A 26,986-nucleotide genomic window follows, 5' to 3' on the forward strand; every position below is an offset into this window, starting at 1 on the left:
ATTGAAACGAATTATAATCTTACTAAGTTTTTTAGCACTAATTACAATTATTGCTTTGAGCTGTGAGCGCGATGATATTTGTGCTGAAGACACTGCAACGACGCCACATTTGATTATTAGATTCTACGACATCAACAATCAAGATGAATTAAAGCAAGTCAGGCAATTAGAAATTATAGGATTAGATGACGATGATATGCCTTTTTCTACGACACCAATTCTAAACAGAACAAATACCGATTCGATTGCATTACCATTGCGTTTTGCTGATGAAGGTGTTGAAACCAAAACACGTTTTCAACTGGTAAAAGATGCTGATTTTGCAGATAACATGGATGATAGCAATGACTCAAACATAGATATTATTGAAGTTAAATACACTCCAGAATTTATATACGTTTCTAGAGCCTGTGGCTATAAAAGCATTTTTAACTTGGGAACTACTGGAGGTCTCACACAAGAAATAGATGCCGATAACTGGATTATAAGTACCGAAATTTTAAACGAAAACATTGAGAATGAGAACGCAGCACATATCATCATTTATATTAATTAACATGATAATTATGATGTTGTTCCCAATGACATCACAATCGCAGACTGAAAACGAAGAAACAATATCAGATACTCTAGTTTATAAACAAAAATACGGACTTAGAATCGGTGGAGATATTGGTAAACTTGTCCGCACTGCTGTAGATGACGACTATACGGGTTTTGAAATTAATGGTGATTACAGATTGACAAAAAAGCTCTACATCGCTGGAGAGTTAGGGACTGAAGAACGAAGAATTGCTAACGGTTTTATTGATGTAACTGCAAAAGGAAGCTATTTTAAAGGAGGTATAGATTATAATACCTATACCAACTGGTTAGACATGCAAAATATGATTTACACTGGATTTAGAGTTGGTGTAAGTAGTTTTAGTCAAACCCGAAATAGTATTACTATTTTTAATGCCGATCAATTCTGGGAGTCACCTTCCACCGATAATTCCATTAAAGAATTTAACGGACTTTCAGCAATTTGGATAGAATTAGTTATCGGACTAAAAGCCGAATTATTTACCAATTTTTACGCGGGACTTAATTTACAGATTAAGAGCAATATTTCTCAAGATCAACCTGATGGTTTTGAAAACCTATACATTCCTGGGTTCAATAGAACTTATGATAGCGGTCGCTTCGGAATTGGATTTGGCTATACACTATCGTATCTTATTCCTATTTATAAAAAAGACAAGAAGGTCGTTGTAGAAGCCGAAAAGAACTAAGCCTTATTTATAATCCTTACTAACTTTAATCTGGTAACCATCAATCGGATATTCTTTTCCATTTATGGTGGATTTAGCCCTAAAATACATGGTATCTTTAACGGTTCTTAGCATTTGAATTCTCAATCCACCTTCTTTATCAATAGTTTTTTCGATTTCTGAAATAGCCTTCCTTGGTTTCGATTTGCTCAATTTTAATACATAATTACAATCATCAACCCACTCGATATCCAATTCCACAGATTCAGTCTCGGAAATAGATTCTATCTGTGATGTATTATTTCGTTTAAGCGTTGATTGAGGTACTATAGAATCTCCAGGTATAATGAACGTTCCTGTTTTAAATTTTTTACACTTTAACTCTTGTCCAAAACTTGTTGCACTCATAAAAATCAATACAACAAAACAGAATAGTCTTTTTATCATTTTCTACATCTAATCAGTCATATATTTACCTTTCTTGCTGCCTTCATACATTACATATTTAACTAAACGTGCTTCCAGCTTAGCATTGACCAAATGTATTTTTCTTGAAGGTCTTAAACCAACATGCTTTAAGGCGTCAAGATTTGAAGTAATAAACCATGCATCTGTTCCTGGATACCCTTGTTTCAAGGTGTCCCCTATTTCCTTATAGAAGGTCTCCATATCAATGTCTAATCGTTCTCCATAAGGCGGATTAAACACCATGTGCAATTTATTCTCACCTGCTTTCTGAGTTTTAAAGAAGTCTTCGTGTTGTATTGTGACAAACTCATCTAAATGAGCATTCTTAAGATTATCTTTAGCCTTCGATACTGCGCTTGGCGACTTATCGTACCCAATCATTTTATGATGAAAGTCTCTAGTTTTACTGAGTAGTGATCCTTCAATTTTTTCAAATAATTCCACATCCCAATCTCCCCAACGTTCGAAAGCAAATTCTTTACGCATTAAATTTGGAGGAATATTACAAGCGATCATAGCGGCTTCTGCCAAAATGGTACCACTACCACACATAGGATCCATAAAATCTGATTGACCATCCCAACCAGATAGCATTACTAAACCTGCAGCTAACACTTCATTAATAGGCGCAATATTAGTAGCTGTTTTATAACCACGTTTATGTAGGGATTCTCCAGAGGAATCTAAAGAAATTGTACAAACCTGCCTGTCGATATGCACGTTAACTTTCAAATCTGGAAAGCGCAAATCTATATTCGGTCTTTGTCCATCAGTATTTCTAAATTTATCAACGATAGCATCTTTACTTTTAAGCGCTACGTATTGAGAATGTGTAAAATTCTTTGAGTGAACTGTCGCGTCGATAGCTAAAGTCCCTGTACATTTTAGATACTTATCCCAAGACATTTTATAAACTTCGTCATATAGCTCTTGCTCATTGCTAACACGAAAAGTTTTTATAGGTTTCAAAATCTTAATCGCTGTCCGCAATCCTAGATTAGCCTTATACATGAACCCCTTATCACCAGTAAAGCTAACATTTCTGACGCCTTTTTTTACGTCCATTGCGCCTAACTGAATAAGTTCACGTTCTAACAAATCTTCAAAACCATATAAGGTTTTTGCAATCATTTTATAATTATTCTCCATGTACTACGTCTAATAGATTGCAAAAATAAAGTATTTTTGTGGCAACTAAAGCCATTTTCAATAAAGAGATTCCCGACTTCATGGGATATACATATGACAAAAGACACACAACAATGGTTCGCCTCATGGTTTGACACGACATTCTATCATATTTTATATAAAGATAGAGACAATACCGAAGCTCAAGTGTTCATGGATAATCTTACCGAATATCTCAACATTCCTGAAGGTGGAGAAATTTTAGATCTAGCCTGTGGAAAAGGAAGACACTCCGTTTATCTTAATAGTTTAGGATATGATTTGACAGGTGTGGACTTATCTGAAAACAGTATCGCTTACGCCAAACAGTTTGAAAATGATACGCTTCATTTTGAAGTACACGACATGTGTCAGCCATATGAAAAACAGTTTGATGCTGTTTTTAACCTCTTTACTAGTTTTGGTTATTTTGAAAATGAAGAAGACAATCTAAAAACGATTGAAGCCATCAAAGTTAATCTTAATGAATTTGGTTTTGGTGTTATCGATTTCATGAATAGCAATTATGTTATTGACCATTTAGTTTCTGAAGATGTAAAAACTATTGAAGGCATTGATTTTAAGCAAAAGCGTAGCTTTGTAGATGGCCATATTATTAAAGATATTTCATTTACTGCGGAAGGTAGAGACTTCCAATTTCAAGAACGTGTAAGAGCATTCACTTTAGAGGACTTTGAAATACTTTTCAATAAAGCTGGCGTACATTTACTGGACGTTTTTGGAGATTATAAACTTAAGAGGTTTGATGCGAAAACTTCAGAACGATTAGTCATGATTTTTAAATAATTAAAATAGATATTAAATTGTGCTAAATTAGCATTTATCATATATGAATAAGTACTTATTTCCAGTTTATGCAGTCGTATTAGGTATTCTAATCGTTGTCATAACAAAGCAACGAAAAAATCTATATACTAAGTTATTACTTTCATTTAGTGGTGCTTTTTTATTAGCACTCACTCTTTTTGATTTATTGCCAGAAGTCTACGAGCATTTAGAAGCAAAGACTACAGGCCTGTTTATTATGTGTGGTATTCTATTGCAAATCATTTTAGAGTTCTTTTCAAAAGGTGCAGAGCATGGCCACGTTCACATCCATAAAACCGAAACAGCTTTTCCCTGGCTACTATTTATTAGTTTGTGCTTACACAGCTTTTTAGAAGGCTTCCCTATTCACCAACATAATGATATGGTGTATGGTGTTTTGATACATAAAATCCCGATCGCGGCATTGATTTCTGCATTTTTATTGCAGTCCAACTTTTCTAAAATTCAAGTCTTTAGTTTCTTAATTGTATTTACTTTAATGACACCATTAGGAACTTATATTTCTAATGCCACAAATATTAATGCAGACTATATCACTATGATAAACGCTGTTGTGATAGGTATATTCTTTCATATCTCTACAACTATTTTATTCGAAAGTAGCGAAGGGCATAAATTTAATCTTTCCAAATTAATAGCTATTATTTTAGGCGTAGGTATTGCTTATATTATCTAGTTTTATGTATTCAAAAGAAGAAAGCCGAAAACTAAGACAAGAATTTTGGACAAGCTTTGGGAAGTCCTTTCCGAGAAAGTGGATTCTTTATGATACCAAAATAAAAGGCTTTTCATTCAAATTTCATTTTGACATAAAATCTGCTTCAGTTGTTTTAGACTTAGAAGATCATCTTGAAAACCGAATTACATATTGGGAAAAAATACAATCTTTAAAAACGATTTTAAAAGACGATTATTTGCCAACTGTTATTTTTGAGGAAGAGTTTTTTCTCGATAATGGTAAAGAAATCTCAAGAATCTATGTGCCTTTAGAACAAAAAGTATCTATTCATAATAAAAATACTTGGCAAGAGGTTATGGTGTTCTTAAACGAAACAATGAATCAGTTTGAACTTTTTTTTGAGGAGTATCGTGATATATTAGTAGATTAAGGTTGTTAGTAACATTTTCATAGAGTAGTAGACTTATTATCATATATAATATAATTATGCATGGGAAGTCTAAGTCAATTTAAAGCTACTTTAAGAAGAAGAGCCGATCGTCAAGAGAAAAATAACGGGAAATTCAATAAAAAGAATTTAAACTATAAAAATTCTTATTCAAATCCTGAATACAATTTTCCAACTTTAGACAGCAATGAATTGGAAGAAATCAAGCTAGATATTAAAGCCAAACTAAAATCTGAAAACAGAAAGAATTTCGTCATCGTCCTTTTCACAACACTAGTATTGGCAATTCTAATCTACTTTTTTGTTTTAAGCTAGATAGTCATAACTTTAGAACATCAACTATAAATCAATCCAAATGAAATTAGGTGCATTCTCAATTAGTCTGGCTGTTAAAGATATTAATGTTTCAAAAGCCTTTTACGAAAATCTAGGTTTTTCAGTATTTGCAGGAGAGCTTGAAAAGAACTATCTCATTATGAAAAACGGAAATGCGCTAGTTGGTCTATTTCAAGGTATGTTTGAAAACAACATATTGACTTTCAATCCTGGTTGGGACGAAAATGCAGGTACAGTCGAAAATTTTGATGATGTTCGACAAATTCAAAAGCACTTAAAATCCAAAGGTGTAAAATTAGAAACTGAAGCAGATGAAACCAATTCTGGACCTGCCAGTTTTGTAGTTCTTGATCCTGATGGCAATACTGTATTGATTGACCAACATGTTTAAATCACAAAGAAATACACCATAAAAAAGTGACAAATAGCACCTCCTAAAACGAACAGATGCCAAATCACGTGGTTATATGGTATTTTCTCAATGGCATAAAATATAATACCAACAGTATAAAGTAAACCACCAGCAAATAGTAAGTAAAGTCCGTTGGTTGCCATTCTATCTGCTAGTGTGGAATAATCAAATACAATAAGCCATCCCATAACGAGATAAAGTAATGTAGAGAAGGTTTCAAATTTTCCTGTAAAAAACAATTTCAGAATAACACCAAAAGCGGCAATTCCCCAAACCACCCAAAAGAGCATCCAACCTAGACTATCAGGTAACATGATGAGTAAAACTGGTGTATATGTTCCAGCTATCAGCAAGTAGATACTAATATGATCTATAACTCTAAAATAATGCTTTCGCTTGTCGCCGTTTACAGCGTGATAAAAAGTTGATGCTAAAAAAAGAATGATAATTGATATGCCGTAAACGATTACACTAAATAAAGAATAAGGCACTTGCTCCTTTGAGAAAATAATAAGTAATACGAGTCCGGCAATTCCTAATGCTGCACCAATACCATGACTCCAAGCATTTAATCGTTCTTCTAAAGAGGTTTGGATTCGCATTAATTCTTAGTCTCTACAGTTGTAGTTTTAGTGTTTAACCACTTATCTGATAAATCGTAATAATCAAAATCAATGGCTGGATCTTGTCGTTTAAGTTGTCTGTTTTGAAAGGCTCTTTCTAAAATATCTTCAATATAAAAGTCTTCTTTGACTTCCATTGGATTAAACTCTCGCTTTAATGAAATATCAAACAAATTAGCAGTGCTATTAAACCAAAATGCTCGCCAACCACTGCGCAATTCTTTAATCAAGGCAAATGTTGTTTTTCCGGTTTGCCTGTGAATAAGCTTCACAAGAATCTGACCTTCAGTACGCGTTAATTTTTTTAATTCTGCAGCAAATTCATCTTCAATATATTTCTGAATTTTCTTAGCATACTTCTTCTTAGCACGTTTTTTCTTAAGTGTTGCAAGTCGTTCATTTAAAGTCGTCAATCGATCAGCTGCCAATTTTGCATAAGGATAGACCTTTAATGTTTTTCGTTTTAAAATAAGATAATCTATACGTTCATCCTTATTTGCAAACTTAAGTTTATGCAACACTAGAACTTCATCTAAATCGATAGCCGTTTTTGGAATAGAATCACCTTCCACAAAAATGTATTCAACTACAGTAGAGTCTTGGAGTACAGGCTCGCCTTGAGCCAAAAGACACATTGGGAAAATGAGTAATATGTATAACAGTTGTTTCATGTGTTTAAATGCATTGTTTTTCATAGGTCACATGCTGTTCGCTATTAACAATTCTTTTGAGTGATAACGTTTTTAACATGCTCGATTCATGTGTTTAAATGCATTGTTTTTCATAGGTCACATGCTGTTCGCTATTAACAGTTCTCTTGAGTGATAACGTTTTTAACATGCTCGATTCATGTGCAGGTTATTATCCAAAACTATTCCAAATACGAGGTAAAATTAATTATTTACAGATTGAAAACCCTTAAAACCATATTAATATTGTGTTTTCATTAGGTTTTTCTTTGGAAATGTGCGTATTCTAACTAGCAATAGCTACAACTTCTGTCGGTTATCACCAGAACGTGTATCGATTAATTTATTGTAAGGATCCACACCAACTTCTGTTGGCTTTTCGTCTACAATAATCGAAATCTCGTTATTGATTGCGGTAATCTTATGCTTCTTTAAATACAGTATACGCTCTTTCTTTTTACCATCGTTATCATCTTCGATAAAAATCCCAATATCTATATAATCTTCTAGTTGAACAGATAATAGTGGTTTTTCTTTTCCTTCTTGTAAATAAGATATAGAATCTCTCCCAACTTCAGAATAGTAACGTCTTCCCTTTTCGTTATTTCGATATTTACTCACATTAAATTCGATATCCACTTTATACTTGCCATTATCCATTTCCGTAGAAGTGACATTAGTAATACGGTTGTCATATACAGTAATAGTCTCGAACATATCTTTGATGACATACTGCAAACTATCTGGTGTTACAGCTTTAATATGATTTACCATATCGATCGATGTTGTATATGGAGGCTCTTGAAACTTCACTTTCTCAACATAGGTTTTTAAAGCGTTATTGAGTACCTCTTCTCCAATATAATCACTTAAGGCATACAATACCAATGATCCTTTTTGATAACGTATATAGCCTTGACCATCATTATACATTAATGGTTTTTCACGTTTGCTTTCAAAGGTTCTCGCTGTGAGATAGTCATCTAATGCTTTCTTTAAGAATTTACGCATTTGGGGTTTGCCTATTTCTTTTTCGAGCACTTTAAGTGCTACATATTCAGACAAACTTTCAGACATTACTGTTGCTCCTAAAACATCTGCTCCAATCACTTGATGTGCCCACCATTGATGTGCTACTTCATGAACCGTAATCGCATAGGTATAATCTACGCCTCCATCTTCACTATCATCTACATCTGCAATAAATCCGGCATCTCCGGCAAACGGAATGGTATTAGGAAACGACTGCGCGAAACTTCCGCTAGGGAATTCTACAATACGCAATTGTTTATGTTGGTACGGACTAAAGTTCTCGCTACAATATGCTAATGAGGCTTTCATTCCTGCCATCATTCTGTCGAGGTTGTACTCATGTCCTTCATGATAATAAATTTCAAGGTTGACATCTTTCCATTTATCACGTTTTACTTGATATTCTGCGGAATTAAAGGCATAAAAATTCAAGATTTTACTATCCATTTTATAATGGAAATAACGACGACCATCTTCTACCCATTCCTTTTGAAGGTAACCAGGTGCAATTGCAATTTGATCTTCACTAGTACTCACTGTCGCTTCAAAATCTACCCAGTCGCTATCTCTAGAGATGTAGGTGTTTCCTAATGCAGATGAATCTGAAGGATGCGGTCGCAATTCATTTGGTGGTAAATCGTACTTTTTACGGGTCTTATCATCTGTAAGTTCTCTTCCGCCATCATAACCTAAATTTGGAAACAATTGAAAGTTATTTAAAAACGTTCCGTTAGCAATAACTGGAGAATTTCTTGTTAATAATGTATTAGGTTCATTTTTAACCGTAAAATGAAACCTCATGGTGTCACCAGGAACCATAGGTCGCCTAAGTTTATAGATATCAAAATTATATAATGTGTCTTCTAATACTAATGTATTGGCTCTATCAAACTCAAATGTGCTAGGATAATCATTATGATTTAAGAAAATACTATCAATAACCTGATCGGTTTTATTGACCATAACATATTCCCCTGAAGCATTGAAATCTCTTTTATTTGGAAAAAGATTCACGTCCGTTTTTACTGATACAATTCTAGGCTGTACTGCCTTTTCATACTTTTTATACGTTTTTTCCCAGTTGACTCTTTGCTTTTCTCTTTCTTTTGAAGAGTAAGCTTCGTTTTCAATATTGGTCTCGTTAAAAATTCTAAACCCTAGTGATAAGAAACTAATTAAAAGTACTAAAAAAGTAATAGCTACTGGTAGCTTAAATCTGGATTGTGCGATTTTTAAACGTTCTTTAAATGAATGCGGTAAACCTCTCACCCAAAATAATCCAGCAATAACTACCAATATTAAACCACCAAGAACCCAATACGCTTTATATAGTAAGTAACGTCCCAAAGAGTCACCATAGCCATTCATATCATTATATCTAAAACCAGGTCCTTCATTATACTTAAAAATAGATTGTTCTATTCCTGCTAAACTTAAGAATGGTATTCCAATGGCAATTACAAGTAGTATAAACAATCCTAAGTACGGATTTCTAATCAATGTTTGAACCGTTAAGGCCAAAAAGGCCCAAATCATGTAGTTAATAAGTTTTAATCCGAATAAATCTTTAATGTATAGTCCTATTTCAATATCATAATACCCCTTATATAATTGGAACAGAATACCTGATATCATAATAACTGATAATAGTAGAATCTGCATCTTAACAATTGCAATAAATTTAGAAAGAAATAAGGTCCAATTTGGAATTGGAGTCACATCTTCAATACCATTCATTCTGCTAATTGAACTGCGATTAACCAACATTCCTGCATATAAAAATGTACAGATATTAATAGCAATAACAAAGGCTCCTCCTCCCTGTAACATGCGCCATGTTCTTGGATAAGTAGGTGTGCCAAATGGATTTCCAAAATCAGCAAGAGCAATTAAAACAATGATTAAACCGACTAGCACAATACTAATAAATGGCCAGCTTTTGGCGATATACTTAAATTCAAAATTAGATATTCTCCATGTGGTTTTTAAATTCTGAATAAACGAATAATCAAAATTCACTTTAGGTAAATTGATACGCGTAATACCTCCAAAATTTCGTTTGATTGATCGCTCGCCTTTTTCTTTTCTGAACAATGAAAATGATAAAGCGTTTTGACTGAACGTAAAGAATCTATAGACTAGAGCGAAAACAATAGAAGAGACACCTAACCAAATCAAACGGTTATAAATAATGACTTCCTTAATAGGAACATGAAGCTCATTTTGTTCTGCAACAGTCCAATACCTCGTATAGTATTGCATAGCTGCACCACCAAAAGGATCAGCTAAGGCTGCTATGTATCTGTATTCAGGATCAGAAAGAAAGCTTTCTGCAATCCCTTGAACAAATAATAATAAGATAACCGTAATAAATCCTGCTGCAATATTCCGTGTAAACGTTACGACACCAAAAACGATGGCTCCGAAATACAAAATATTCGGTAAAATAAATACCCAATACGCATTAAAATATGAAGTAAAATCAAAGGAAGTAATCAAATCTGAATTTGTACCAGGTAACCTATAGCCAATAAACATCCCAACTCCAATAGTCACAACAATGCAAGTCACTATAAATACGGCACTAAAAAATTTAGCAAAAAGATAACTGCTTTTTGAAAATGGATACGAATACAAAATGGTATGCATTTCGCTTTTATAATCTCTGTATACCGAGACTCCTATTATTGAAGGAAATAGAAAGAAAATTAAAACAGTTAAAGAAATAAACAAATTGGTAATACCAAAAGGAGCATTTACAATTCTAGAAGAACCTGTAGTTGCAGTTATACTATCAAATATTCCTGCATTAGCCGCAGCAATAAATAGCGCTAGCATAAAGAAAATAGCCATGTATATATAAAAAGCTGGTTTCTTAACCCAATGCTTTAATTCATGAAAAAATATAGTAGAAAACATAGTGTATTTTTTAGTTTATAGAAAAAATTAAATTAGCTTAATACAGGTTCATCCTGCTTTAAGGCAATAAAATACACGTCGTCTAATTGTGGTTCAGAAACTTTAAAATCCGAATCTGGTATGTCGTTAGCAAAGACTCTTATATTTAAGGAATTATCTTCATTATAATTTGATGATAATATATTATATTTGGCCTCATTTTCTTCCAGATCATCTCTCTGAATAACTTTAGTCCAAATAAGTCCTTTCAATTCTTCTCTCGCTTTTGAAGGCGTTGAATGCTTTAAAATTCGTCCACCATTCAAAATCGCCATTTCATTGCAAAGCTCTTTAACATCTTCAACGATATGAGTTGAAAAAATAACGGTACAGTTGGTTCCAACTTCGCGAAGTACATTTAAAAAACGATGTCTTTCTGCTGGATCTAATCCTGCAGTTGGTTCATCAACTATAATAAGTTTCGGACTATTTAATAATAGTTGAGCAATCCCAAAACGTTGCTTCATACCACCTGAATAACCTGCAACATTTTTTTTACGAACATCGTAGAGATTAGTAATTTCTAAAACCTCTTTGACTAAAGCTTGTCGTTCAGATTTAGAACCTACACCTTTCAAAGTGGCGAAGTAATCTAGTAAGGCTTCCGCAGACATCTTTGGATATACACCAAAAGATTGTGGCAAATACCCTAAAATCTTTCTAAGCGCCATTTTATCTTCTAAAACATTAATCTCTCCAAACATAATTGAACCAGAATCTGGACTTTGCAATGTTGCAATAGTCCTCATAAGAGAAGACTTACCTGCTCCATTTGGGCCAAGTAATCCAAACATTCCTGTTCCAATTTCAATACTAAGATTATCGATGGCTTTTACACCATTTTTATATGTTTTTGTTAAATCTTTAATGACTAGCTTCATTGTATTATAATTTGATGATTAGGTTATTGCAAATTCATACTTAAAATGGTATTGGTGTAAAAATACTGCATTTTGTTACACATTTTAGTTGAGTAAGATTATAATACTGAATAAATCCTTTTATTTTTACACAAATACAAATCAAAATTATATGGCATCTAAAAGCATACTGAACAAAAAATCACTCGATTTCCTAGAAAAGTATTTAAACAATGCAGCTCCTACTGGATATGAGTGGGACGGACAAAAAATATGGATGGACTATCTAAAACCATATGTAGATGAGTTTATTACTGATACCTACGGAACTGCTGTTGGTGTTATCAATCCGAAAGCTAAATATAAAGTCGTCATCGAAGGTCATGCAGATGAAATCTCTTGGTATGTCAACTACATTTCAGATAACGGCTTAATATATGTCATTAGAAATGGTGGAAGTGATCATCAGATTGCACCTAGTAAGATTGTGAATATTCACACCAAAAAAGGCATCGTAAAAGGTGTATTTGGCTGGCCTGCAATTCATACGAGAAATCGTGCTAAAGAGGAAACACCTAAACCAGAGAATATTTTTATTGATTGTGGTTGCACAAAAAAAGAAGAGGTTGAAAAACTAGGCGTTCATGTTGGATGTGTGATTACTTACCCTGATACATTCCACGTATTGAATAAAAATAAATTTGTGTGTCGTGCTTTAGATAACAGAATGGGTGGATTTATGATTGCTGAAGTGGCACGGCTTTTAAAAGAAAATAAAAAGGAACTACCCTTTGGATTATACGTTACAAATTCTGTACAAGAAGAAATTGGATTACGTGGTGCACAAATGATTACTGAAACCATCAAACCTAATGTGGCGATAGTGACAGATGTGACGCATGATACCACTACGCCAATGATTGACAAGAAAAAAGAAGGACATTTAGAAATGGGTAAAGGACCAGTGGTTGCCTATGCTCCTGCTGTACAGCAAAAATTACGAGATTTAATAACTGATACTGCTGAAGCCAAGAAAATCCCCTTTCAACGTTCGGCTTTATCAAGAGCTACAGGCACAGACACAGACGCATTTGCTTATAGCAATGGTGGTGTTGCTTCTGCTTTGATTTCTTTACCATTACGTTATATGCATACCACAGTTGAAATGGTGCATCGTGATGATGTAGAAAATGTGATTAAAATGATTTACGAAACGTTGCTTCAAATTGAAGATGGTGAAACATTTTCTTATTTTGAATAACCAGCTAAGCTAGATTTGGCAAAAAAACAAATCGTAAACCGTTTATGATTACTTAATGTAATCAATAAGCCTAAGAACGTTTCGAATGCGCTCAACGTAACATTAAATACAGATATGCAACACCAAAAACAGCTATTCAGCATTCCAGAAGAGGTTACCTATTTAAACATAGCGAGCCTCTCCCCTTCTTTTAAAGCGGTGGAACAAGCGGGTCTTGATGCCGTTTTACAAAAGAGTAAACCCTATACGATTCCGGTTTCAGATTTTTTTGATCCTGTGACCAAACTTAAAACCCTATTTGCAAAACTCATTGATTCAGACGAACCAGAACGTATTGCAAGTGTTCCTTCGGTGTCCTACGGAATAGCTTCTGTTGCCAATAATATAAAACTCAAGTCAACCGACGAAATTATAGTTATTGAAGAACAGTTTCCGAGTAATATTTATGCTTGGAAAAAACTAGCTGATAAATACAATGCAAATATTATAACGATTGCTAGTCCGAATCTAAAAACCAACAATGCGAAGCAATGGAATAAAGATATTTTGGATGCGATTACTGATAATACTGCTGTAGTCACTTTAGGAAATATTCATTGGTCGAACGGAACGATATTCGATTTAAAAGCGATTAGAGCAAAGACTAGACAGCATAATGCGTTGTTGATTGTTGATGGAAGTCAGACCATCGGTGCTTTTCCGTTTTCAATTAAAGACATTCAGCCAGATGCATTGATATGTGCTGGTTATAAATGGTTATTTGGACCTTATGGTTGTGGATATGCTTACTATGGAAATTATTTTGACAATGGCGAACCTATTGAAGACAATTGGACAAACCGATTACATAGTGAAAAACTTCCCGATTTAACCAATTATGAATCACGATACAAGCCTCTAGCAAATCGCTATGTTGTTGGTGAAAGCGGGAATTTTATTCACGTAAAAATGCAAATTGAAGCTCTAAAGCAAGTCATCGATTGGACACCAAAAGCCATACAAGACTATTGTCGTTCCATTTCATATGAAGCATCTAAAGAACTCGAAAAATTAGGCTGCTATATTGAACATCCTGACTTTAGAACGCATCATTTATTTGGTGTCAAACTTCCAGAAGGTTTCGATATTAAGAAACTGAAAACTGAATTACAAAAGCAGCAAATATTTCTATCGTTTAGAGGAAAGTATATTCGTATTTCGTGTCATCTATATAATACAGAAGCCGATTTTGAAAAATTAGTCAACTGTATCAAATCTGTTTTATAATAATAATCCATTGGAAGAATACATCGACATCGTAGATCAAAATGGGAGACCAACAGGAGCTTCAGTGCCAAAATCTGAGATCCACGCAAAAGGTCATTTACATAATACAGCTCATGTTTGGTTTTATACTTCGGAAGGTGATATCCTACTCCAACAACGCGCAGCATCAAAATCCATTTATCCGTTGCTTTGGGATGTTTCAGTTGCTGGACATATCGATGCTGATGAAACACCAGAACAAGCAGCAGTTAGAGAAGCTAAAGAGGAAATTGATATAGATATATCCGAAGAACAGCTGGTAAAAATAGGTGTGTTTGACTGTTTTCAATCCTATCCAAATGGAATCATAGACAATGAATTCCACAATACCTTCATTGCTGAAGTCAAGGTTAGTATTAAAGACTTAACGCCACAAAAAGAAGAAGTTGAAGCATTGAAGTTTGTATCCATTCAACAATTTCATCAACTATTAAAAGATTCTGAAATCAACAATCATTTCGTGCCAAGTAACAAGGACTATTATGAGTTTGTAGTAGAAGCTATCAATACCAAGATAACTGGATAATTTTTACTACTTTTCATTTATGAATTTACTTCTCCTAGCTATTGCACCAGTATGTATTATCATACTCTACATATATTATATGGATAAATATGATAAAGAACCTATAGGGCTGCTCTTGGTCAGTTTTTTATTAGGAGCAATAGGAAGCATCCTAATTACAACTATTATTTATTATGGTTTAGACATCATATTGCCTTTAAAAAATGAATTTAGCGTGCCTCAGCAATTTGTAAAGGCGTTTTTTGTGGTAGGCTTAACAGAAGAATTCAGTAAATACATCATCGTAAAATACTTTGCACAACCTAAAAAAGCCTTCAATGAACCCTTTGATGGCATTATGTATGCTGTTATGGTGTCAATGGGTTTCGCAGCTACCGAGAATGTGTTTTATGTACTTGAAGGCGGTTATGTGACTGGTATCCTAAGAGCCTTTACTGCTGTTCCTGCTCATGCAACCTTCGGAATATTAATGGGCTATTTTATGGGTAAAGCTAAATTCTCGAAAAACAGAATTAAACTAAATCTCCTAGGACTTCTTTTAGCAGCAGCTTTTCATGGATTCTATGACTTCTTCTTATTTATAGATTTCATTCCTGGTATCTGGATAGGTGCATTTATTTCACTAATTCTCGGAATTATTTTATCTCATAAAGCGATTAGAAAACATCAAGAAGATTCGCATTTCAAACCTGAAGACTCTTAATTTCTTGTGCCTTACATTGATGTAAATTCGCATTTACGAAAACGTTATAATTACTTATATTTACATTAAATTAAAAACACATTTTCTATGAGTCAATCGTTTAAAGTGAATGTCAATAAATCGTTCGATTTTGATATTTCAGAAACCGACAGTTCCCAACTCAATAGCATAAAAACTTCAGACAATGAATATCATGTTTTACATGAAAATTCTTCTTATAAAGCTGAAATGACATTATCAAATTTCAATAAAAAACTATTTCAAGTAAAAGTTAACAATAATACTTATAACGTAAACATTTACAATGAATTAGATATACTAATAAAAGAAATGGGTTTTGAAATAGGTAGCGCGAAAATTGTAAACGATGTCAAAGCACCAATGCCTGGACTAATTTTAGAAATCAATGTAAAAGTTGGTCAAGACGTCAAAGAAAATGATACACTTTTAATCCTTGAAGCCATGAAAATGGAAAACGTATTAACGTCTCCAAGAGCAGGTGTCATAAAATCTATTTCAGTAGAAAAAGGAGATGCAGTAGACAAAAACCAATTGCTAATTGAATTCCACTAAAATGAAAAAAATATTAGTAGCCAATCGGGGAGAAATTGCGATTCGCGTCATGCGAACTGCAAAAAAAATGGGAATTAAAACCGTTGCTGTTTATTCTACCATTGATAGACATTCTCCGCATGTAAAATATGCTGATGAAGCTGTCCTTATTGGAGAGGCACCTTCTAGTCTGTCGTATTTATTAGGTGAGAAAATTATAGAAGTCGCTAAAAGTTTAAACGTCGATGGTATTCATCCAGGTTATGGTTTCCTCAGTGAAAATGCAGACTTTGCAGAGCTTTGTGAAGCCAATAACATTGCATTTATTGGTCCAAAATCACACGCTATTCGAATCATGGGCAGTAAATTAGCTGCAAAAGAAGCGGTTAAAGCTTATGATATCCCTATGGTTCCCGGAACAGACGAAGCCATTACAGATATTCCTGAAGCTAAAAAAATAGCTGAAACGATTGGATTTCCTATTCTAATTAAAGCTTCTGCTGGTGGCGGTGGAAAAGGCATGCGCATCGTAGAAAAAGTTTCTGAGTTTGAATCTCAAATGAATCGCGCTATAAGCGAAGCCGTTAATGCCTTTGGCGATGGCTCTGTATTTATTGAAAAGTATGTCACTTCACCTCGACATATCGAAATACAAGTGATGGCAGATACTCACGGAAATATCATTCACTTATTCGAACGTGAATGTAGCATCCAACGTCGTCATCAAAAAGTAGTTGAAGAAGCGCCTTCAACTGTCTTAACACCTGAGCTTCGTGCTCAAATGGGTGAAGCTGCGGTAAGAGTAGCTAAAGCCTGTGATTATGTAGGCGCAGGAACCGTTGAGTTTTTGTTGGATGATGCCCATAATTTCTTTTTCCTTGAAATGAATACGCGTTTACAAGTAGAGCATCCTGTATCTGAAATTATCACCAATACCGATTTGGTTGAACTCCAAATTCGTGTGGCTCGTGGCGAAGTATTGCCCTATACTCAAGACGACATAAAAATTCATGGTCACGCTTTAGAACTACGTGTCTATGCTGAAGATCCACTAAATGATTTCTTACCAAGCGTAGGCACATTAGAAACCTATAAATTACCTGAAGGTAAGGGCATTCGTGTAGATAACGGATTTGAAGAAGGGATGGAAATTCCGATTTATTATGACCCAATGATTTCGAAGTTAATCACCTATGGAAACACACGTGATGAAGCTATTTCACTGATGCTGAAAGCCATAGATAATTATCACATTGAAGGTATTCAAACCACATTGCCATTTGGTACTTATGTTTGTGAACATGACGCGTTCCGAAGTGGGAATTTTGATACGCATTTTGTAAAACGTTATTATGCTCCTGAAAACTTAATAGATCAACAAAAAACGGAAGCAAAAATCGCTGCCCTAATTGCTGTGCAATGCTATTTAGAGGAACAGAAACTACTAAGATTACCTAATTAAAGAATTAATTGTCATTCCGCACATGATGGGGAATCCAAAAACAATATAGATTCTGCGTCGCAGCGTAGAATGACAAAATCCGAAAACAACTATGGATTCAAAAATAAAAAACCTCAACGAAAAACTTCAACAAGCCTATTTAGGAGGCGGACAAGTTAGAATTGATAAACAACATCAAAAGAAGAAATTGACAGCTAGAGAGCGTGTTATGTATTTCTTAGACGACCACTCTTTCGAAGAAATTGGTGCTTTAGTAACGCATAGAACCAAAGACTTCGGAATGGAAAATCAAAAGTTCTATGGCGATGGTGTCGTTACTGGTTACGGTACAGTAGATGGGCGCTTAGTCTATATCTTTGCTCAAGATTTTACTGTATTTGGTGGTTCTTTATCGGAAACGCACGCAGAGAAAATCTGTAAAATAATGGATTTAGCTGTTAAGGTTGGCGCTCCTTTGGTTGGATTAAACGATTCTGGAGGTGCGAGAATTCAGGAAGGGGTTCGTTCACTTGGTGGTTATGCAGATATATTCTATCGCAACGTTCAAGCCTCAGGAGTGATTCCCCAGATATCTGCAATTATGGGTCCTTGTGCTGGTGGTGCTGTATATTCTCCTGCAATGACCGATTTCACCATTATGGTCGAAGACACGAGTTATATGTTTGTGACTGGGCCTAACGTTGTGAAAACAGTTACTAATGAAGAAGTTAGCAGCGAAGAACTTGGAGGCGCAAGCACACATTCAACAAAATCTGGTGTCGCCCATAAAACGTCACCTAATGATGTAGAATGTTTAGAAGACGTGAAATCCTTACTCAGTTATCTACCTCAAAATAACACAAAAGCGCCTGATCTACTCCCCTATGAACTAGGAGATGAAATCAGAGATAGTTTATCTTCGATTGTTCCTGATAATGCAAATAAGCCTTATGACATGCATAAGGTGATTAAAGGGATTATTGACGAGGATTCCTTTTACGAAATTCACAAAGACCATGCTGAAAATATCATCGTAGGTTTTGCGCGTTTAGGCGGAAGAAGTATTGGAATTATTGCCAATCAGCCTATGTTTTTAGCTGGTGTATTGGATGTCAACAGTTCAAAAAAAGCAGCGCGTTTTGTGCGTTTTTGCGATTGTTTTAATATTCCCTTACTTGTTTTGGAAGACGTCCCAGGATTTTTACCAGGAACCGACCAGGAATGGAATGGTATTATTGTTCATGGTGCAAAATTGCTCTATGCTTTTAGTGAAGCTACTGTTCCGAGAGTCACAGTTATTACACGCAAAGCTTATGGTGGAGCCTATGACGTCATGAACTCAAAACATATTGGTAGCGATATGAATTTTGCATGGCCAAGTGCTGAAATTGCTGTTATGGGAGCGAAAGGTGCTGCGGAAATTATCTTCAAAAAAGAGATTAATTCTGCTGAAGACAAAGATGCCAAATGGAAAGAAAAAGAAGCCGAATATGCTGAACTTTTTGCAAATCCTTATAGCGCAGCCGAACGTGGTTTTATTGATGAGGTGATTCTTCCAAAGAATACACGACGAAAATTAATTAAAGCATTTTCAATGTTAGAAGACAAAGAAGTTGATAGACCTAAGCGTAAGCATGGGAATATTCCATTATAACTAGTTTGGGAATTTACTTTTATCCAAACCAGGAACAATACGTAAAGCATTTTTATAGTATACTTTTTTAAGAACCTCATCAGGCAAATCTAAACCGTACATTGGCCAGTAGGCATGATATTTCTTATGATATGGAAAGTATTCATCAGCACTTTCTAAAATCCTAAAATAGGTAGGAAATTCTTCTGGTTTCCAACTATCTTTTCCAAAGAGAATACGATCTTGGTACTTTATAAAAAAGGCTTTTGCAAAACGAGGTTGTCTTCCTAGTTCGGCAATAATAGCGCCTATGCCGACATTCATATTTGGCATTTCGTCTAGTAATCTTCCAAGCTTTCCTAAATCATTCGCAAACCAACCCATATGCGCATTAATATATGTGGTATTAGGATGCGCTTTGAACATATTATGTTGTTCTTGAATAATTTGTTCCCAAGGTGCAGGGTTTTTCGCATCACGCTTACGACGTGGATGTGTTTTTAATTCTAACCAACGTTCGTTATCGCCATCAAATTCATCCCAAAACGATTTCGGATCTGCAGCATGAATCAACACTGGAATTCCAAGTTCGCCACATGTTTTCCAAATCGGATTTAAGCGCGCATCATCAATTGCTAAACGCTTACCATTATCATCTTTATTTCGTAAACCAAGACTCTTGTATACCTTAAGTCCACGAGCACCATTCTTTACATCTTCTTTTAATTGCTCTACTTTTTCTTCTATCCAACCATCTGCTCCTGCACCTTCAAAATTGATATTACAAAAAACCACAAAGCGGTTTGGGAAGTTCTTATCAATATTAGCAACCGATTTTATAAGGTCATCTCCCGTTCTGCCACTGAGGTTGACCATGATTCCCATATTCAATGTATCCATAGCCGCAATTACAGGTGCTAAATTTTGAGTTGGCATTTGGTATTGGTGACCATGCACATCAATAAAAGGAAATTTAGCGCGTTTGATGACTTTCCCAGGAACGACTAATGTTGACTTCGGATTATAATCTTCAAAAGACATCTTTTGAGAAAATGATATAAATGAAGTACTAAATAATAGCACAGATAGAATATAAAGTTTAGTTTTCATTGGTGGTATTTTATGTTTTAAAGTTACACATCGGAAGCGATTAAACTATAGATTTAGCAAGTGTTTAACACTAAACCATTAAAACACGCGACCATAATAGTTTAAATCTACGATTTCGCCTTTGGTTGTTCTATAGTCATTGCGAATAGTACCTTCGAGTTCAAAACCGTTTTTTAAAATCACTGCAATACTTCCTTTATTTCTGCTGTTTGCGCGACATAGGAGTTTGATAAATTTATGCTTTTGTACTATATAATCTACAACAAGATTCGTTGCTTTAGATGTGATGCCTTGACCTTCATACTTTGTATCTATAAAAGAGCCCAATTCTGCTTTCGGAACATTCCAATCGATATTTTTTACATCGACTAACCCAACAAAAGCATTAGTCTTAGTATCTGTTATCATGTAAGGCAAATAACTTTTATCTTTTATTCGCTGTTGGATTTCAACACCGTAATTTATAGTCGCTTCAAGAGTAAGTGTTTTAGACACTATACCTGCAAAGAAATCTTCAAGACGCACTCTATTACTATCAATCAAGTTGAAAAGGGCCTCGCTTTCATTAGGTTGCAATAGGTCAATTTTAAAATGATTGAAAGTCATAGTTAATTAGTTATCCAATAATCGTCTGTGGTAATTTATTTGTCCGAGATGATAGGCTAAATGCATCGTTAGGTGAACTAGAAAGTATTCTGTAGTCATCGTATCTTCAAAAACACGACGTTTATATTCTTTTTGTAAATCGGCTTCAGTTAAACCATTGAGTACAGATTCAACAACAATTATCGTATCGTCAATCTGTTTAATTAATTCAGTTCGAGGTACATCTTTTAAAGAAAATTCTAAATCACGTTGTCTAACATAACCTGAATCTCCTAAGGTCTCTCCAATAAAATGATTAAGGTTTCCAATGAGGTGCAGACATAAATTTCCAGCAGAGTTTGAAATACCTTCAGGAACTAGCCAAAGATTCTTTTCATCTTTATACTGTGCTATTTCCTTTTTTAAAGTATTTAAATCTCTCTTGAATAATTTAATTAACGTTTCAATAATCATGTGCTTGCTTTTAGTATTGTATAAAATTATTTAAAAATATTAAATCTTAGCTTGGTACGTATACAAATCGAAGTATCTACCTTCTGAAGCGATTAATTCATCATGATTTCCGCGTTCTGCTATTTTCCCATTTTCAATTACCAGAATCTGATCAGCTTTACGAATCGTACTCAAACGGTGTGCAATAACAATAGTGGTCCTGTTTTTTGTAAGTTCTCCTAAACTCTTTTGAATGAGTGCCTCACTTTCGGTATCTAAATTGGAAGTTGCTTCATCTAAAATAATAATTTTAGGATCAGCTAAAATAGCTCTAGCAATAGCAATACGTTGTCGTTGTCCGCCAGATAGCTTCACTCCTCTTTCTCCAATCAACGTTTCTAACCCGTCATCAAACCGGTCTGTAAATTCATTAACGTAAGCTGCTTTTACTGCTGCTTGTAATTGTGCTTCGGATGCATTCGGTCTTGGAAACATAATGTTTTCACGAATCGTACCTTCAAACAAAAACTCATCTTGTAATACGACTCCTAAATGCTTTCTGAAACTTTTCAGTTTTACTTTTGACAAATCTTCACCATCAATAGTGATTGTTCCCGATTTAGGGTTCAGAAATGTAGCCGATAATCCTGCAATCGTAGATTTCCCTGAACCAGAGCTACCAACTAATGCAATTACCGAACCTGATTCTGCTTTAAAATTAATATTATACAATACAGCTTTACCTTCTTCATAAGCAAAAGATACATCGTTGAACTCTAACTCACCTTTGAAGTTTTCTAGTTCTATGGTCCTATTGGCATCATCTTCTTCCGCAGTCATACTCATGAGTTCTTCAGTACGATCTAATCCTGCTAAAGCTTCAGTCAACTGACTACCTATATTACTCATTTGAACAATTGGAGCTACCATAAATGCTAATAGAAATGTAAATTGCAAAAAGTCACCAGGTGTTATTTCTCCTTTAATCATGTAATGTCCTCCAATTCCCATTATTCCTACGGTTGCTAAACCAATTAAAAACGTTGATGAACTTGTCATAATAGCTGTTGCTGTTAAACTCTTTTTTACATTTATAAAAATGTCATTAACACCTTTTTCAAAAATCTTTGATTCTTGATCCTCAGCATTAAACGCTTTTATAACACGAACACCAGCTAAAGTCTCTGTTAATCGTCCTTTAACGTCAGCATTAATTTTACCTCTAGCTCTAAAAATTGGGCGAATATATTTGAAAGATTTTAAAGCTATAATTCCAAAAATTGATAATGGTATAAATGTAAAAAGTGTCATCCAAACATTCATTTTCAATAAGATAACCAATGTAAGAATAGCTGTAAATGTTCCACCAACAAGTTGAACCAAACCTGTACCAATTAAGTTTTTAACGCCATCAACATCGCTCATAATCCGAGATACTAACGCACCCGATTTTGTATTATCAAAAAAGCTAATCGGTAGGGACAAGACTTTCTTTTGAACCTGTGCACGTAATTCACTTATTAAATACTGTGCTTGGATACTTAAGACTTTAGTTAATAAAAAAGAAGTAATTGCTTGAATTAAGATAGCCGAAATCACAATTACTATTAATGTATATAATTGACTGTAATCTTTTCCAGGCACAACCTCATCTAACAACACTTTACTTTGTAGTGGTAAAACAAAGCCTGCTAAACTGCGAATAATTATAAGTATTAAACCTAAAAATACTAGGTTTCGTCTTGGCCAAATGATGGTTATAAATGCTTGTTTTAAGGTGACTTTTGGTTTCCTTTTGTCTTTTATATCTGGAGTTTTTAAATGCTGCATGTTTCAATTTTAGGTTACAAAGATACACTTGAAATTCGTACTCTGTTTTTTGAAAAGTCAATCTTTTGTTAATTCATATTTTGACGACAAATACTCTTTGTTTTCTCGTACTTTTGCACGATGCAAAAGAAACCAACCTTTAAGATTGAATTTGTTGTACTCATGGCATCCCTAATGTCGATTGTGGCACTATCAATTGATGCATTATTACCAGCTTTACCTCAAATTGGTGAAGCACTTAGTGTTACAGATCCTAGTGATAATCAATTATTGATTACCATGATTTTTTTAGGTTTAGGATTTGGGCAATTGATATTTGGCCCTTTATCTGATAGCTTCGGAAGAAAGCCTATGGTCTATTTCGGGTTTGCTATATTTGTGATTGCAAGTATCGTTTGTGTAACAACAAACAACTTTGAAGTCATGATTATTGGTCGTATTTTTCAAGGGATAGGGCTCTCCTCTCCTAGAACGATTGCAATTGCTATGACACGTGATACCTACAGTGGTGATTTTATGGCTAAGATATTATCTATCATTGTGATGTTCTTTATTTTGGTGCCTATTGTTGCACCAACACTTGGACAATTACTGTTAGATTTTTTCGATTGGAAAGCAATTTTTAATGCTAACCTCATCATTGGTTTACTCATCGTTATATGGTTTTGGAAGCGTCAACCAGAAACACTTGATGAAACCAATAAAATTAAATTCTCCCCTTCGATTTTTATTACAGGAACCCGAGAGTTTTTAAAATATAAAGAAGCCATAGCCTACACTTTAGTCTCCGGATTTATCACAGGATCTTTTATGGTGTATCTAAGTACGTCACAACAAATTTTTCAAGAGCAATATCAGTTAGGAGAATTGTTTCCGTATATATTTGCGAGTACAGCCTTTTCTGTAGGTTTTGCTACGTTTGCTAACAGCAGATTCGTTATCAGGTTTGGCTCGTTTAATATAGCCTATTATGCCACTATCGCTTATGCTGCTATATCCTTATTATATGTTGTGTTATTCTATTCAGGAAATAACCCAAGTGTCTATGTATTGATCACATTTTTCTTATTGCAATTCTTTGCTGTTGGATTTCTCTTCGGAAATTTGCGCGCACTCGCAATGGAGCCTTTAGGACATATTGCTGGCATTGGTGCTGCTATTAACGGATTTGTTTCTACAGTCATGGCAGTTCCTATTGCCAACTATATTGGAAGTTTTGTAAAAACTTCTGTACTGCCTTTATTTATTGGGTTCTCTATTTTTGGTGTCTTGTCTTTGGTATTATTTTTGATTTTGAAGCGGAGGCGTAGTTTGATAAAGGCGTAGTTTTCGCATTAGTGATAGCGACTGGTGAGAGCACGACATTTTGCTTTTTCAGCAAAAGGTAATGCCCAACATCTAATTAGATTAGCTCTTTGGTACCACCGTATTTAAATTGTCTTCAACTTCTTTAAGTCGAAACTCAAGTGAGCGTACAGCAGCCCTCGACAAATAACGTCCTAAAGGAATCACGGGTTCTATTTTACCATCACTATCTGATAGTGTTTGTATAAGCTTATTCATTGAGGACTCGTCCATAGGAATTTCCACTCGTTTTGACTGAATCGTTATCGCATTGGCAAATGTTTTCTCACTCTCCTTTGGATGTGCAAAAGTAGCACTTGCAATGGTTGATAGAGGTGCAAGTAACTGAGTACTGTAAACTACTTTATCTGGCTTTTCTGAAAAATTAGAGATTACCAAATTTTTGATAACGTACTTGTTCTGAAATGTACTATCGATTCTATTAACAGAATCTAACGCTTTCACCAAAGCAATTTTAAGGCGTTCACTCACGTCTCCTCCTATATTATTATAATATCCAGCATCTCCAAACTGTCCGACACCAGTAATTCTAGCGGATGGACTCAGATAAGGAAAACGAGCATTCATAGACATTGCTGTAGATCGTTTAATCATTCTGTTTTGATCTGGATATATAGCTAAAAGGTCCCTAAAGGCAGCCATATTATTTGTGTCTGATGCTACAGAAACTGGGCTAATGACAACACGCTCTCCTGATTGCAGTTCTGTAACATTAGTAATAATTAAAGGGCGGATATAGGTGTGCTCCCCTTTCTTTGGCATTAAATCCAAATAGGCAGCTTTAAGAGGATTGTCTGTGCGTTCAAATGTTTTTTTATATTGTTCTTCCCATTGGAACTCCAATAAAGCGCCACGGTCACAAAACGTTCCTATATCTGTAATATTCTTAAATAAATCTCTTCCCATGACGCTAGCCACGGAGCTTGACAAATAATCTTGATTATATATAGTGCTTGCTCTGTATTCAAAACCAGAATCATCTTCGTCACAATTGAATTCTGGAGACCAGTTTCTATATTTTAAAGGCTTAGCTGATGGGTTTTCAAGAAGCTCATAAGCCTGGGCATAAAACATATTATTACCAACACCTCCACCTGAAGCACCAGTCATTGAAAACAAATATTTCTCAAAATAATCTGGGTTTTTATCAAACAAATAACTCTGTACTAAAAATGACCAGAGACCAGCTCTTGATCCTCCACCTTCGGCAGATACTATAATTATTGGAAAAGGGTTTAATGAATCTTGAGCTTTTATTAAATCGAGTCGATCTTTAACCCATTGATTACTGTATTCATTTAAACTCAGACGATCTGATGGTTTATTATTAACGACATCTGTTGATGACGCTTCATAATGATTAAAGTTAAGTTTGTTAGCATTGTAAATTGCCAAACCAACTGAAACCATTAAAAATAAACCAAGAATAGGCAAGTTTACTTTATGACCAATAATCTTTAAAATATTCAGCGATGTATAGATTCCAATAACACATATCATTGTTATAGATATTGGTGTAAACATTTCTAATCCAAGTGGATTAAAGAAAAGAATAATATAGGATATAAGAATAACACCAATAAAAACGATAATAAGTTTACCTCCAATTTTTCGTTTTATAAAAAGGATATATGAATTATAGGAAAGTGTTAAGGTTAAGAATAAAACGGTCAACAAAATAAGTGCATAAAACAAGCGAATTGAATCACCTCTTGTTCCTCCTTGATTCAAAAAGCCTAAAATAACAATCAGTATAAAAGACAATAACACTATTGCAATTGGCCCATATTTAGTAATTATAGGCACTCTTGAAATAAGAGCTGTTACCCACTGAGCAATTCTCTGATTGACCATCAAAAACATTAAAGCTAACACAACAATAAAACTCCAATCACCACCAATCACAATGTCTTCTCCGTTATAGACCTCGGCAAACGTATGATTAATTGCAAAAGCGGCAACCAAAATTAAAATAGAGCCTAATACCTTAGGAAACACACGTCTTATATATTGTCCGCGAGTTTCTTTAAATTCAATATTTTCCGCTAATTCGTTTTTCTTTTTATCAAGGAACACCTCTTTGGCATCTTTTGGCAATTTAAAATACTTGATACTCTCACTGTAATAATCAGGAAAAGCACCATGTTTATTAAATTTAATATCAGGTGGTGAAAAATAATCTCCTGTTGCACTAATAAAGAAAGCAAATACAATTAATGATGTAAAGAACATGGGTACAGCCAACCAATGATTACAAGTTTGATTTAGAACTAATATAAGATCATTTACTTGTGGCACATACCATAATAGCATAAATATCAACAGAATAAAGATAATTGACATCATGCGGTTTTGCATCTCTTTAAGCAAGAAAACAAACCAAGAACTGATTTTTTCTGTAGGAGCGGAAATGTATTTCATAATTCGTGAATTAGCTAGACTTTATAA

General features: G+C 34.4%; 26 protein-coding genes. 15 read left to right on the forward strand and 11 right to left on the reverse strand.

Features of this window, described 5'->3' with window-relative positions; genetic code table 11:
• Nucleotide 1: 1 nt before the first annotated feature.
• The gene (locus tag V7719_RS14005; protein ID WP_335730550.1) at nt 2–556 is read left to right on the forward strand and encodes a DUF6452 family protein; all 555 of its coding nucleotides are present in this window, start codon (nt 2–4) and stop codon (nt 554–556) included.
• Nucleotides 519–1,274, forward strand: a complete 756-nt coding sequence (locus tag V7719_RS14010; RefSeq protein ID WP_335730551.1) for a DUF6048 family protein — start codon at nt 519–521, stop codon at nt 1,272–1,274. Before V7719_RS14005 ends, V7719_RS14010 begins: the two co-directional genes overlap by 38 nt.
• Before the next feature lie 3 nt (nt 1,275–1,277).
• Here V7719_RS14010 and V7719_RS14015 read toward each other — a convergent pair whose 3' ends face one another.
• Nucleotides 1,278–1,700: a hypothetical protein gene (locus V7719_RS14015; RefSeq protein ID WP_335730552.1), complete on the reverse strand. Its 423-nt coding sequence runs from the start codon at nt 1,698–1,700 to the stop codon at nt 1,278–1,280.
• 9 nt (nt 1,701–1,709) lie between these two features.
• Nucleotides 1,710–2,870, reverse strand: a complete 1,161-nt coding sequence (locus V7719_RS14020) for a THUMP domain-containing class I SAM-dependent RNA methyltransferase (RefSeq protein WP_335730553.1) — start codon at nt 2,868–2,870, stop codon at nt 1,710–1,712.
• A 93-nt stretch (nt 2,871–2,963) separates the two neighbouring features.
• Here V7719_RS14020 and V7719_RS14025 point away from each other — a divergent pair, with 93 nt between their 5' ends.
• The 5 genes from V7719_RS14025 to V7719_RS14045 are packed head-to-tail and all read left to right on the forward strand — an operon-like array spanning nt 2,964 to nt 5,591.
• A complete protein-coding gene (locus V7719_RS14025; RefSeq protein WP_335730554.1) occupies nt 2,964–3,695 on the forward strand; it encodes a class I SAM-dependent methyltransferase in 732 nt (243 codons plus the stop codon).
• 43 nt (nt 3,696–3,738) lie between these two features.
• Entirely contained in the window at nt 3,739–4,413 is a 675-nt protein-coding gene (locus V7719_RS14030; protein WP_335730555.1) for a ZIP family metal transporter, read from the forward strand.
• A 4-nt stretch (nt 4,414–4,417) separates the two neighbouring features.
• The gene (locus V7719_RS14035; RefSeq protein ID WP_335730556.1) at nt 4,418–4,846 is read left to right on the forward strand and encodes a DUF4268 domain-containing protein; all 429 of its coding nucleotides are present in this window, start codon (nt 4,418–4,420) and stop codon (nt 4,844–4,846) included.
• Nucleotides 4,847–4,906: 60 nt separating this feature from the next.
• The gene (locus V7719_RS14040; protein ID WP_335730557.1) at nt 4,907–5,179 is read left to right on the forward strand and encodes a hypothetical protein; all 273 of its coding nucleotides are present in this window, start codon (nt 4,907–4,909) and stop codon (nt 5,177–5,179) included.
• A 40-nt stretch (nt 5,180–5,219) separates the two neighbouring features.
• Entirely contained in the window at nt 5,220–5,591 is a 372-nt protein-coding gene (locus V7719_RS14045; protein WP_335730558.1) for a VOC family protein, read from the forward strand.
• On the opposite strand, the gene trhA is transcribed toward V7719_RS14045, so the two are convergent.
• From trhA to V7719_RS14065, 4 genes are all read right to left on the reverse strand, one after another.
• Complete coding sequence (trhA, locus tag V7719_RS14050) at nt 5,588–6,214, reverse strand: PAQR family membrane homeostasis protein TrhA (protein ID WP_335730559.1); 627 nt, start codon at nt 6,212–6,214, stop codon at nt 5,588–5,590. The two genes, V7719_RS14045 and trhA, sit on opposite strands and share 4 nt — an antisense overlap.
• Nucleotides 6,214–6,906 (reverse strand): DUF4294 domain-containing protein, encoded by a 693-nt coding sequence (locus tag V7719_RS14055; RefSeq protein ID WP_335730560.1) that lies wholly within the window; start codon nt 6,904–6,906, stop codon nt 6,214–6,216. Before V7719_RS14055 ends, trhA begins: the two co-directional genes overlap by 1 nt.
• A gap of 318 nt (nt 6,907–7,224) precedes the next feature.
• Nucleotides 7,225–10,875 carry an ABC transporter permease/M1 family aminopeptidase gene (locus V7719_RS14060; RefSeq protein WP_335730561.1) on the reverse strand — a complete coding sequence of 1,217 codons (3,651 nt, stop codon included), beginning with the start codon at nt 10,873–10,875 and terminating at the stop codon, nt 7,225–7,227.
• A gap of 32 nt (nt 10,876–10,907) precedes the next feature.
• On the reverse strand, nt 10,908–11,795 hold the full coding sequence (locus tag V7719_RS14065; protein WP_335730562.1) for an ABC transporter ATP-binding protein: 888 nt from the start codon (nt 11,793–11,795) through the stop codon (nt 10,908–10,910).
• Nucleotides 11,796–11,946: 151 nt separating this feature from the next.
• Here V7719_RS14065 and V7719_RS14070 point away from each other — a divergent pair, with 151 nt between their 5' ends.
• From V7719_RS14070 to V7719_RS14100, 7 genes are all read left to right on the forward strand, one after another.
• Nucleotides 11,947–13,035, forward strand: coding sequence for a M42 family metallopeptidase (locus V7719_RS14070; RefSeq protein WP_335730563.1), 1,089 nt, complete (start codon nt 11,947–11,949; stop codon nt 13,033–13,035).
• Between the two features lie 114 nt (nt 13,036–13,149).
• The gene (locus tag V7719_RS14075) at nt 13,150–14,301 is read left to right on the forward strand and encodes an aminotransferase class V-fold PLP-dependent enzyme (RefSeq protein WP_335730564.1); all 1,152 of its coding nucleotides are present in this window, start codon (nt 13,150–13,152) and stop codon (nt 14,299–14,301) included.
• A 10-nt stretch (nt 14,302–14,311) separates the two neighbouring features.
• On the forward strand, nt 14,312–14,866 hold the full coding sequence (locus tag V7719_RS14080; RefSeq protein WP_335730565.1) for an NUDIX hydrolase: 555 nt from the start codon (nt 14,312–14,314) through the stop codon (nt 14,864–14,866).
• 19 nt (nt 14,867–14,885) lie between these two features.
• Nucleotides 14,886–15,569 carry a PrsW family intramembrane metalloprotease gene (locus V7719_RS14085; protein ID WP_335730566.1) on the forward strand — a complete coding sequence of 228 codons (684 nt, stop codon included), beginning with the start codon at nt 14,886–14,888 and terminating at the stop codon, nt 15,567–15,569.
• An 87-nt stretch (nt 15,570–15,656) separates the two neighbouring features.
• Nucleotides 15,657–16,142: an acetyl-CoA carboxylase biotin carboxyl carrier protein subunit gene (locus tag V7719_RS14090; RefSeq protein WP_335730567.1), complete on the forward strand. Its 486-nt coding sequence runs from the start codon at nt 15,657–15,659 to the stop codon at nt 16,140–16,142.
• A 1-nt stretch (nt 16,143) separates the two neighbouring features.
• On the forward strand, nt 16,144–17,583 hold the full coding sequence (locus tag V7719_RS14095; protein WP_335730568.1) for an acetyl-CoA carboxylase biotin carboxylase subunit: 1,440 nt from the start codon (nt 16,144–16,146) through the stop codon (nt 17,581–17,583).
• 91 nt (nt 17,584–17,674) lie between these two features.
• Nucleotides 17,675–19,216 (forward strand): acyl-CoA carboxylase subunit beta, encoded by a 1,542-nt coding sequence (locus V7719_RS14100; protein ID WP_335730569.1) that lies wholly within the window; start codon nt 17,675–17,677, stop codon nt 19,214–19,216.
• Here V7719_RS14100 and V7719_RS14105 read toward each other — a convergent pair whose 3' ends face one another.
• The 4 genes from V7719_RS14105 to V7719_RS14120 form a co-directional block, all read right to left on the reverse strand.
• A complete protein-coding gene (locus V7719_RS14105) occupies nt 19,217–20,305 on the reverse strand; it encodes an amidohydrolase family protein (protein WP_335730570.1) in 1,089 nt (362 codons plus the stop codon). It abuts the gene before it with no gap.
• A gap of 78 nt (nt 20,306–20,383) precedes the next feature.
• A complete protein-coding gene (locus V7719_RS14110) occupies nt 20,384–20,911 on the reverse strand; it encodes a GNAT family N-acetyltransferase (protein ID WP_335730571.1) in 528 nt (175 codons plus the stop codon).
• A 6-nt stretch (nt 20,912–20,917) separates the two neighbouring features.
• The gene (locus V7719_RS14115; RefSeq protein WP_335730572.1) at nt 20,918–21,364 is read right to left on the reverse strand and encodes a DinB family protein; all 447 of its coding nucleotides are present in this window, start codon (nt 21,362–21,364) and stop codon (nt 20,918–20,920) included.
• A 39-nt stretch (nt 21,365–21,403) separates the two neighbouring features.
• Nucleotides 21,404–23,173, reverse strand: coding sequence for an ABC transporter ATP-binding protein (locus tag V7719_RS14120; protein WP_335730573.1), 1,770 nt, complete (start codon nt 23,171–23,173; stop codon nt 21,404–21,406).
• 120 nt (nt 23,174–23,293) lie between these two features.
• Between V7719_RS14120 and V7719_RS14125 the strand changes: the two genes are divergently transcribed.
• Nucleotides 23,294–24,499: a multidrug effflux MFS transporter gene (locus V7719_RS14125; RefSeq protein WP_335730574.1), complete on the forward strand. Its 1,206-nt coding sequence runs from the start codon at nt 23,294–23,296 to the stop codon at nt 24,497–24,499.
• Between the two features lie 81 nt (nt 24,500–24,580).
• Here V7719_RS14125 and V7719_RS14130 read toward each other — a convergent pair whose 3' ends face one another.
• Nucleotides 24,581–26,959: a hypothetical protein gene (locus V7719_RS14130; RefSeq protein ID WP_335730575.1), complete on the reverse strand. Its 2,379-nt coding sequence runs from the start codon at nt 26,957–26,959 to the stop codon at nt 24,581–24,583.
• Nucleotides 26,960–26,986: the final 27 nt, after the last annotated feature.

It is taken from the genome of Psychroserpens sp. (genome assembly GCF_036960315.1).
Taxonomy (GTDB): Bacteria; Bacteroidota; Bacteroidia; order Flavobacteriales; family Flavobacteriaceae; genus Psychroserpens.

What these genes read in the sequence shown, in the direction of transcription:
- V7719_RS14045 (WP_335730558.1), top strand. Translation starts at nt 5,220, where the DNA reads ATGAAATTAGGTGCATTCTCAATTAGTCTGGCTGTTAAAGATATTAAT.
- V7719_RS14040 (WP_335730557.1), top strand. Translation starts at nt 4,907, where the DNA reads ATGGGAAGTCTAAGTCAATTTAAAGCTACTTTAAGAAGAAGAGCCGAT.
- V7719_RS14010 (WP_335730551.1), top strand. Translation starts at nt 519, where the DNA reads ATGAGAACGCAGCACATATCATCATTTATATTAATTAACATGATAATT.
- V7719_RS14095 (WP_335730568.1), top strand. Translation starts at nt 16,144, where the DNA reads ATGAAAAAAATATTAGTAGCCAATCGGGGAGAAATTGCGATTCGCGTC.
- V7719_RS14075 (WP_335730564.1), top strand. Translation starts at nt 13,150, where the DNA reads ATGCAACACCAAAAACAGCTATTCAGCATTCCAGAAGAGGTTACCTAT.
- V7719_RS14105 (WP_335730570.1), bottom strand. Translation starts at nt 20,305, where the DNA reads ATGAAAACTAAACTTTATATTCTATCTGTGCTATTATTTAGTACTTCA.
- V7719_RS14110 (WP_335730571.1), bottom strand. Translation starts at nt 20,911, where the DNA reads ATGACTTTCAATCATTTTAAAATTGACCTATTGCAACCTAATGAAAGC.
- V7719_RS14130 (WP_335730575.1), bottom strand. Translation starts at nt 26,959, where the DNA reads ATGAAATACATTTCCGCTCCTACAGAAAAAATCAGTTCTTGGTTTGTT.
- V7719_RS14115 (WP_335730572.1), bottom strand. Translation starts at nt 21,364, where the DNA reads ATGATTATTGAAACGTTAATTAAATTATTCAAGAGAGATTTAAATACT.
- V7719_RS14055 (WP_335730560.1), bottom strand. Translation starts at nt 6,906, where the DNA reads ATGAAACAACTGTTATACATATTACTCATTTTCCCAATGTGTCTTTTG.
- V7719_RS14030 (WP_335730555.1), top strand. Translation starts at nt 3,739, where the DNA reads ATGAATAAGTACTTATTTCCAGTTTATGCAGTCGTATTAGGTATTCTA.
- trhA (WP_335730559.1), bottom strand. Translation starts at nt 6,214, where the DNA reads ATGCGAATCCAAACCTCTTTAGAAGAACGATTAAATGCTTGGAGTCAT.
- V7719_RS14120 (WP_335730573.1), bottom strand. Translation starts at nt 23,173, where the DNA reads ATGCAGCATTTAAAAACTCCAGATATAAAAGACAAAAGGAAACCAAAA.
- V7719_RS14065 (WP_335730562.1), bottom strand. Translation starts at nt 11,795, where the DNA reads ATGAAGCTAGTCATTAAAGATTTAACAAAAACATATAAAAATGGTGTA.
- V7719_RS14035 (WP_335730556.1), top strand. Translation starts at nt 4,418, where the DNA reads ATGTATTCAAAAGAAGAAAGCCGAAAACTAAGACAAGAATTTTGGACA.
- V7719_RS14090 (WP_335730567.1), top strand. Translation starts at nt 15,657, where the DNA reads ATGAGTCAATCGTTTAAAGTGAATGTCAATAAATCGTTCGATTTTGAT.
- V7719_RS14025 (WP_335730554.1), top strand. Translation starts at nt 2,964, where the DNA reads ATGACAAAAGACACACAACAATGGTTCGCCTCATGGTTTGACACGACA.
- V7719_RS14125 (WP_335730574.1), top strand. Translation starts at nt 23,294, where the DNA reads ATGCAAAAGAAACCAACCTTTAAGATTGAATTTGTTGTACTCATGGCA.
- V7719_RS14085 (WP_335730566.1), top strand. Translation starts at nt 14,886, where the DNA reads ATGAATTTACTTCTCCTAGCTATTGCACCAGTATGTATTATCATACTC.
- V7719_RS14020 (WP_335730553.1), bottom strand. Translation starts at nt 2,870, where the DNA reads ATGGAGAATAATTATAAAATGATTGCAAAAACCTTATATGGTTTTGAA.
- V7719_RS14060 (WP_335730561.1), bottom strand. Translation starts at nt 10,875, where the DNA reads ATGTTTTCTACTATATTTTTTCATGAATTAAAGCATTGGGTTAAGAAA.
- V7719_RS14015 (WP_335730552.1), bottom strand. Translation starts at nt 1,700, where the DNA reads ATGATAAAAAGACTATTCTGTTTTGTTGTATTGATTTTTATGAGTGCA.
- V7719_RS14100 (WP_335730569.1), top strand. Translation starts at nt 17,675, where the DNA reads ATGGATTCAAAAATAAAAAACCTCAACGAAAAACTTCAACAAGCCTAT.
- V7719_RS14070 (WP_335730563.1), top strand. Translation starts at nt 11,947, where the DNA reads ATGGCATCTAAAAGCATACTGAACAAAAAATCACTCGATTTCCTAGAA.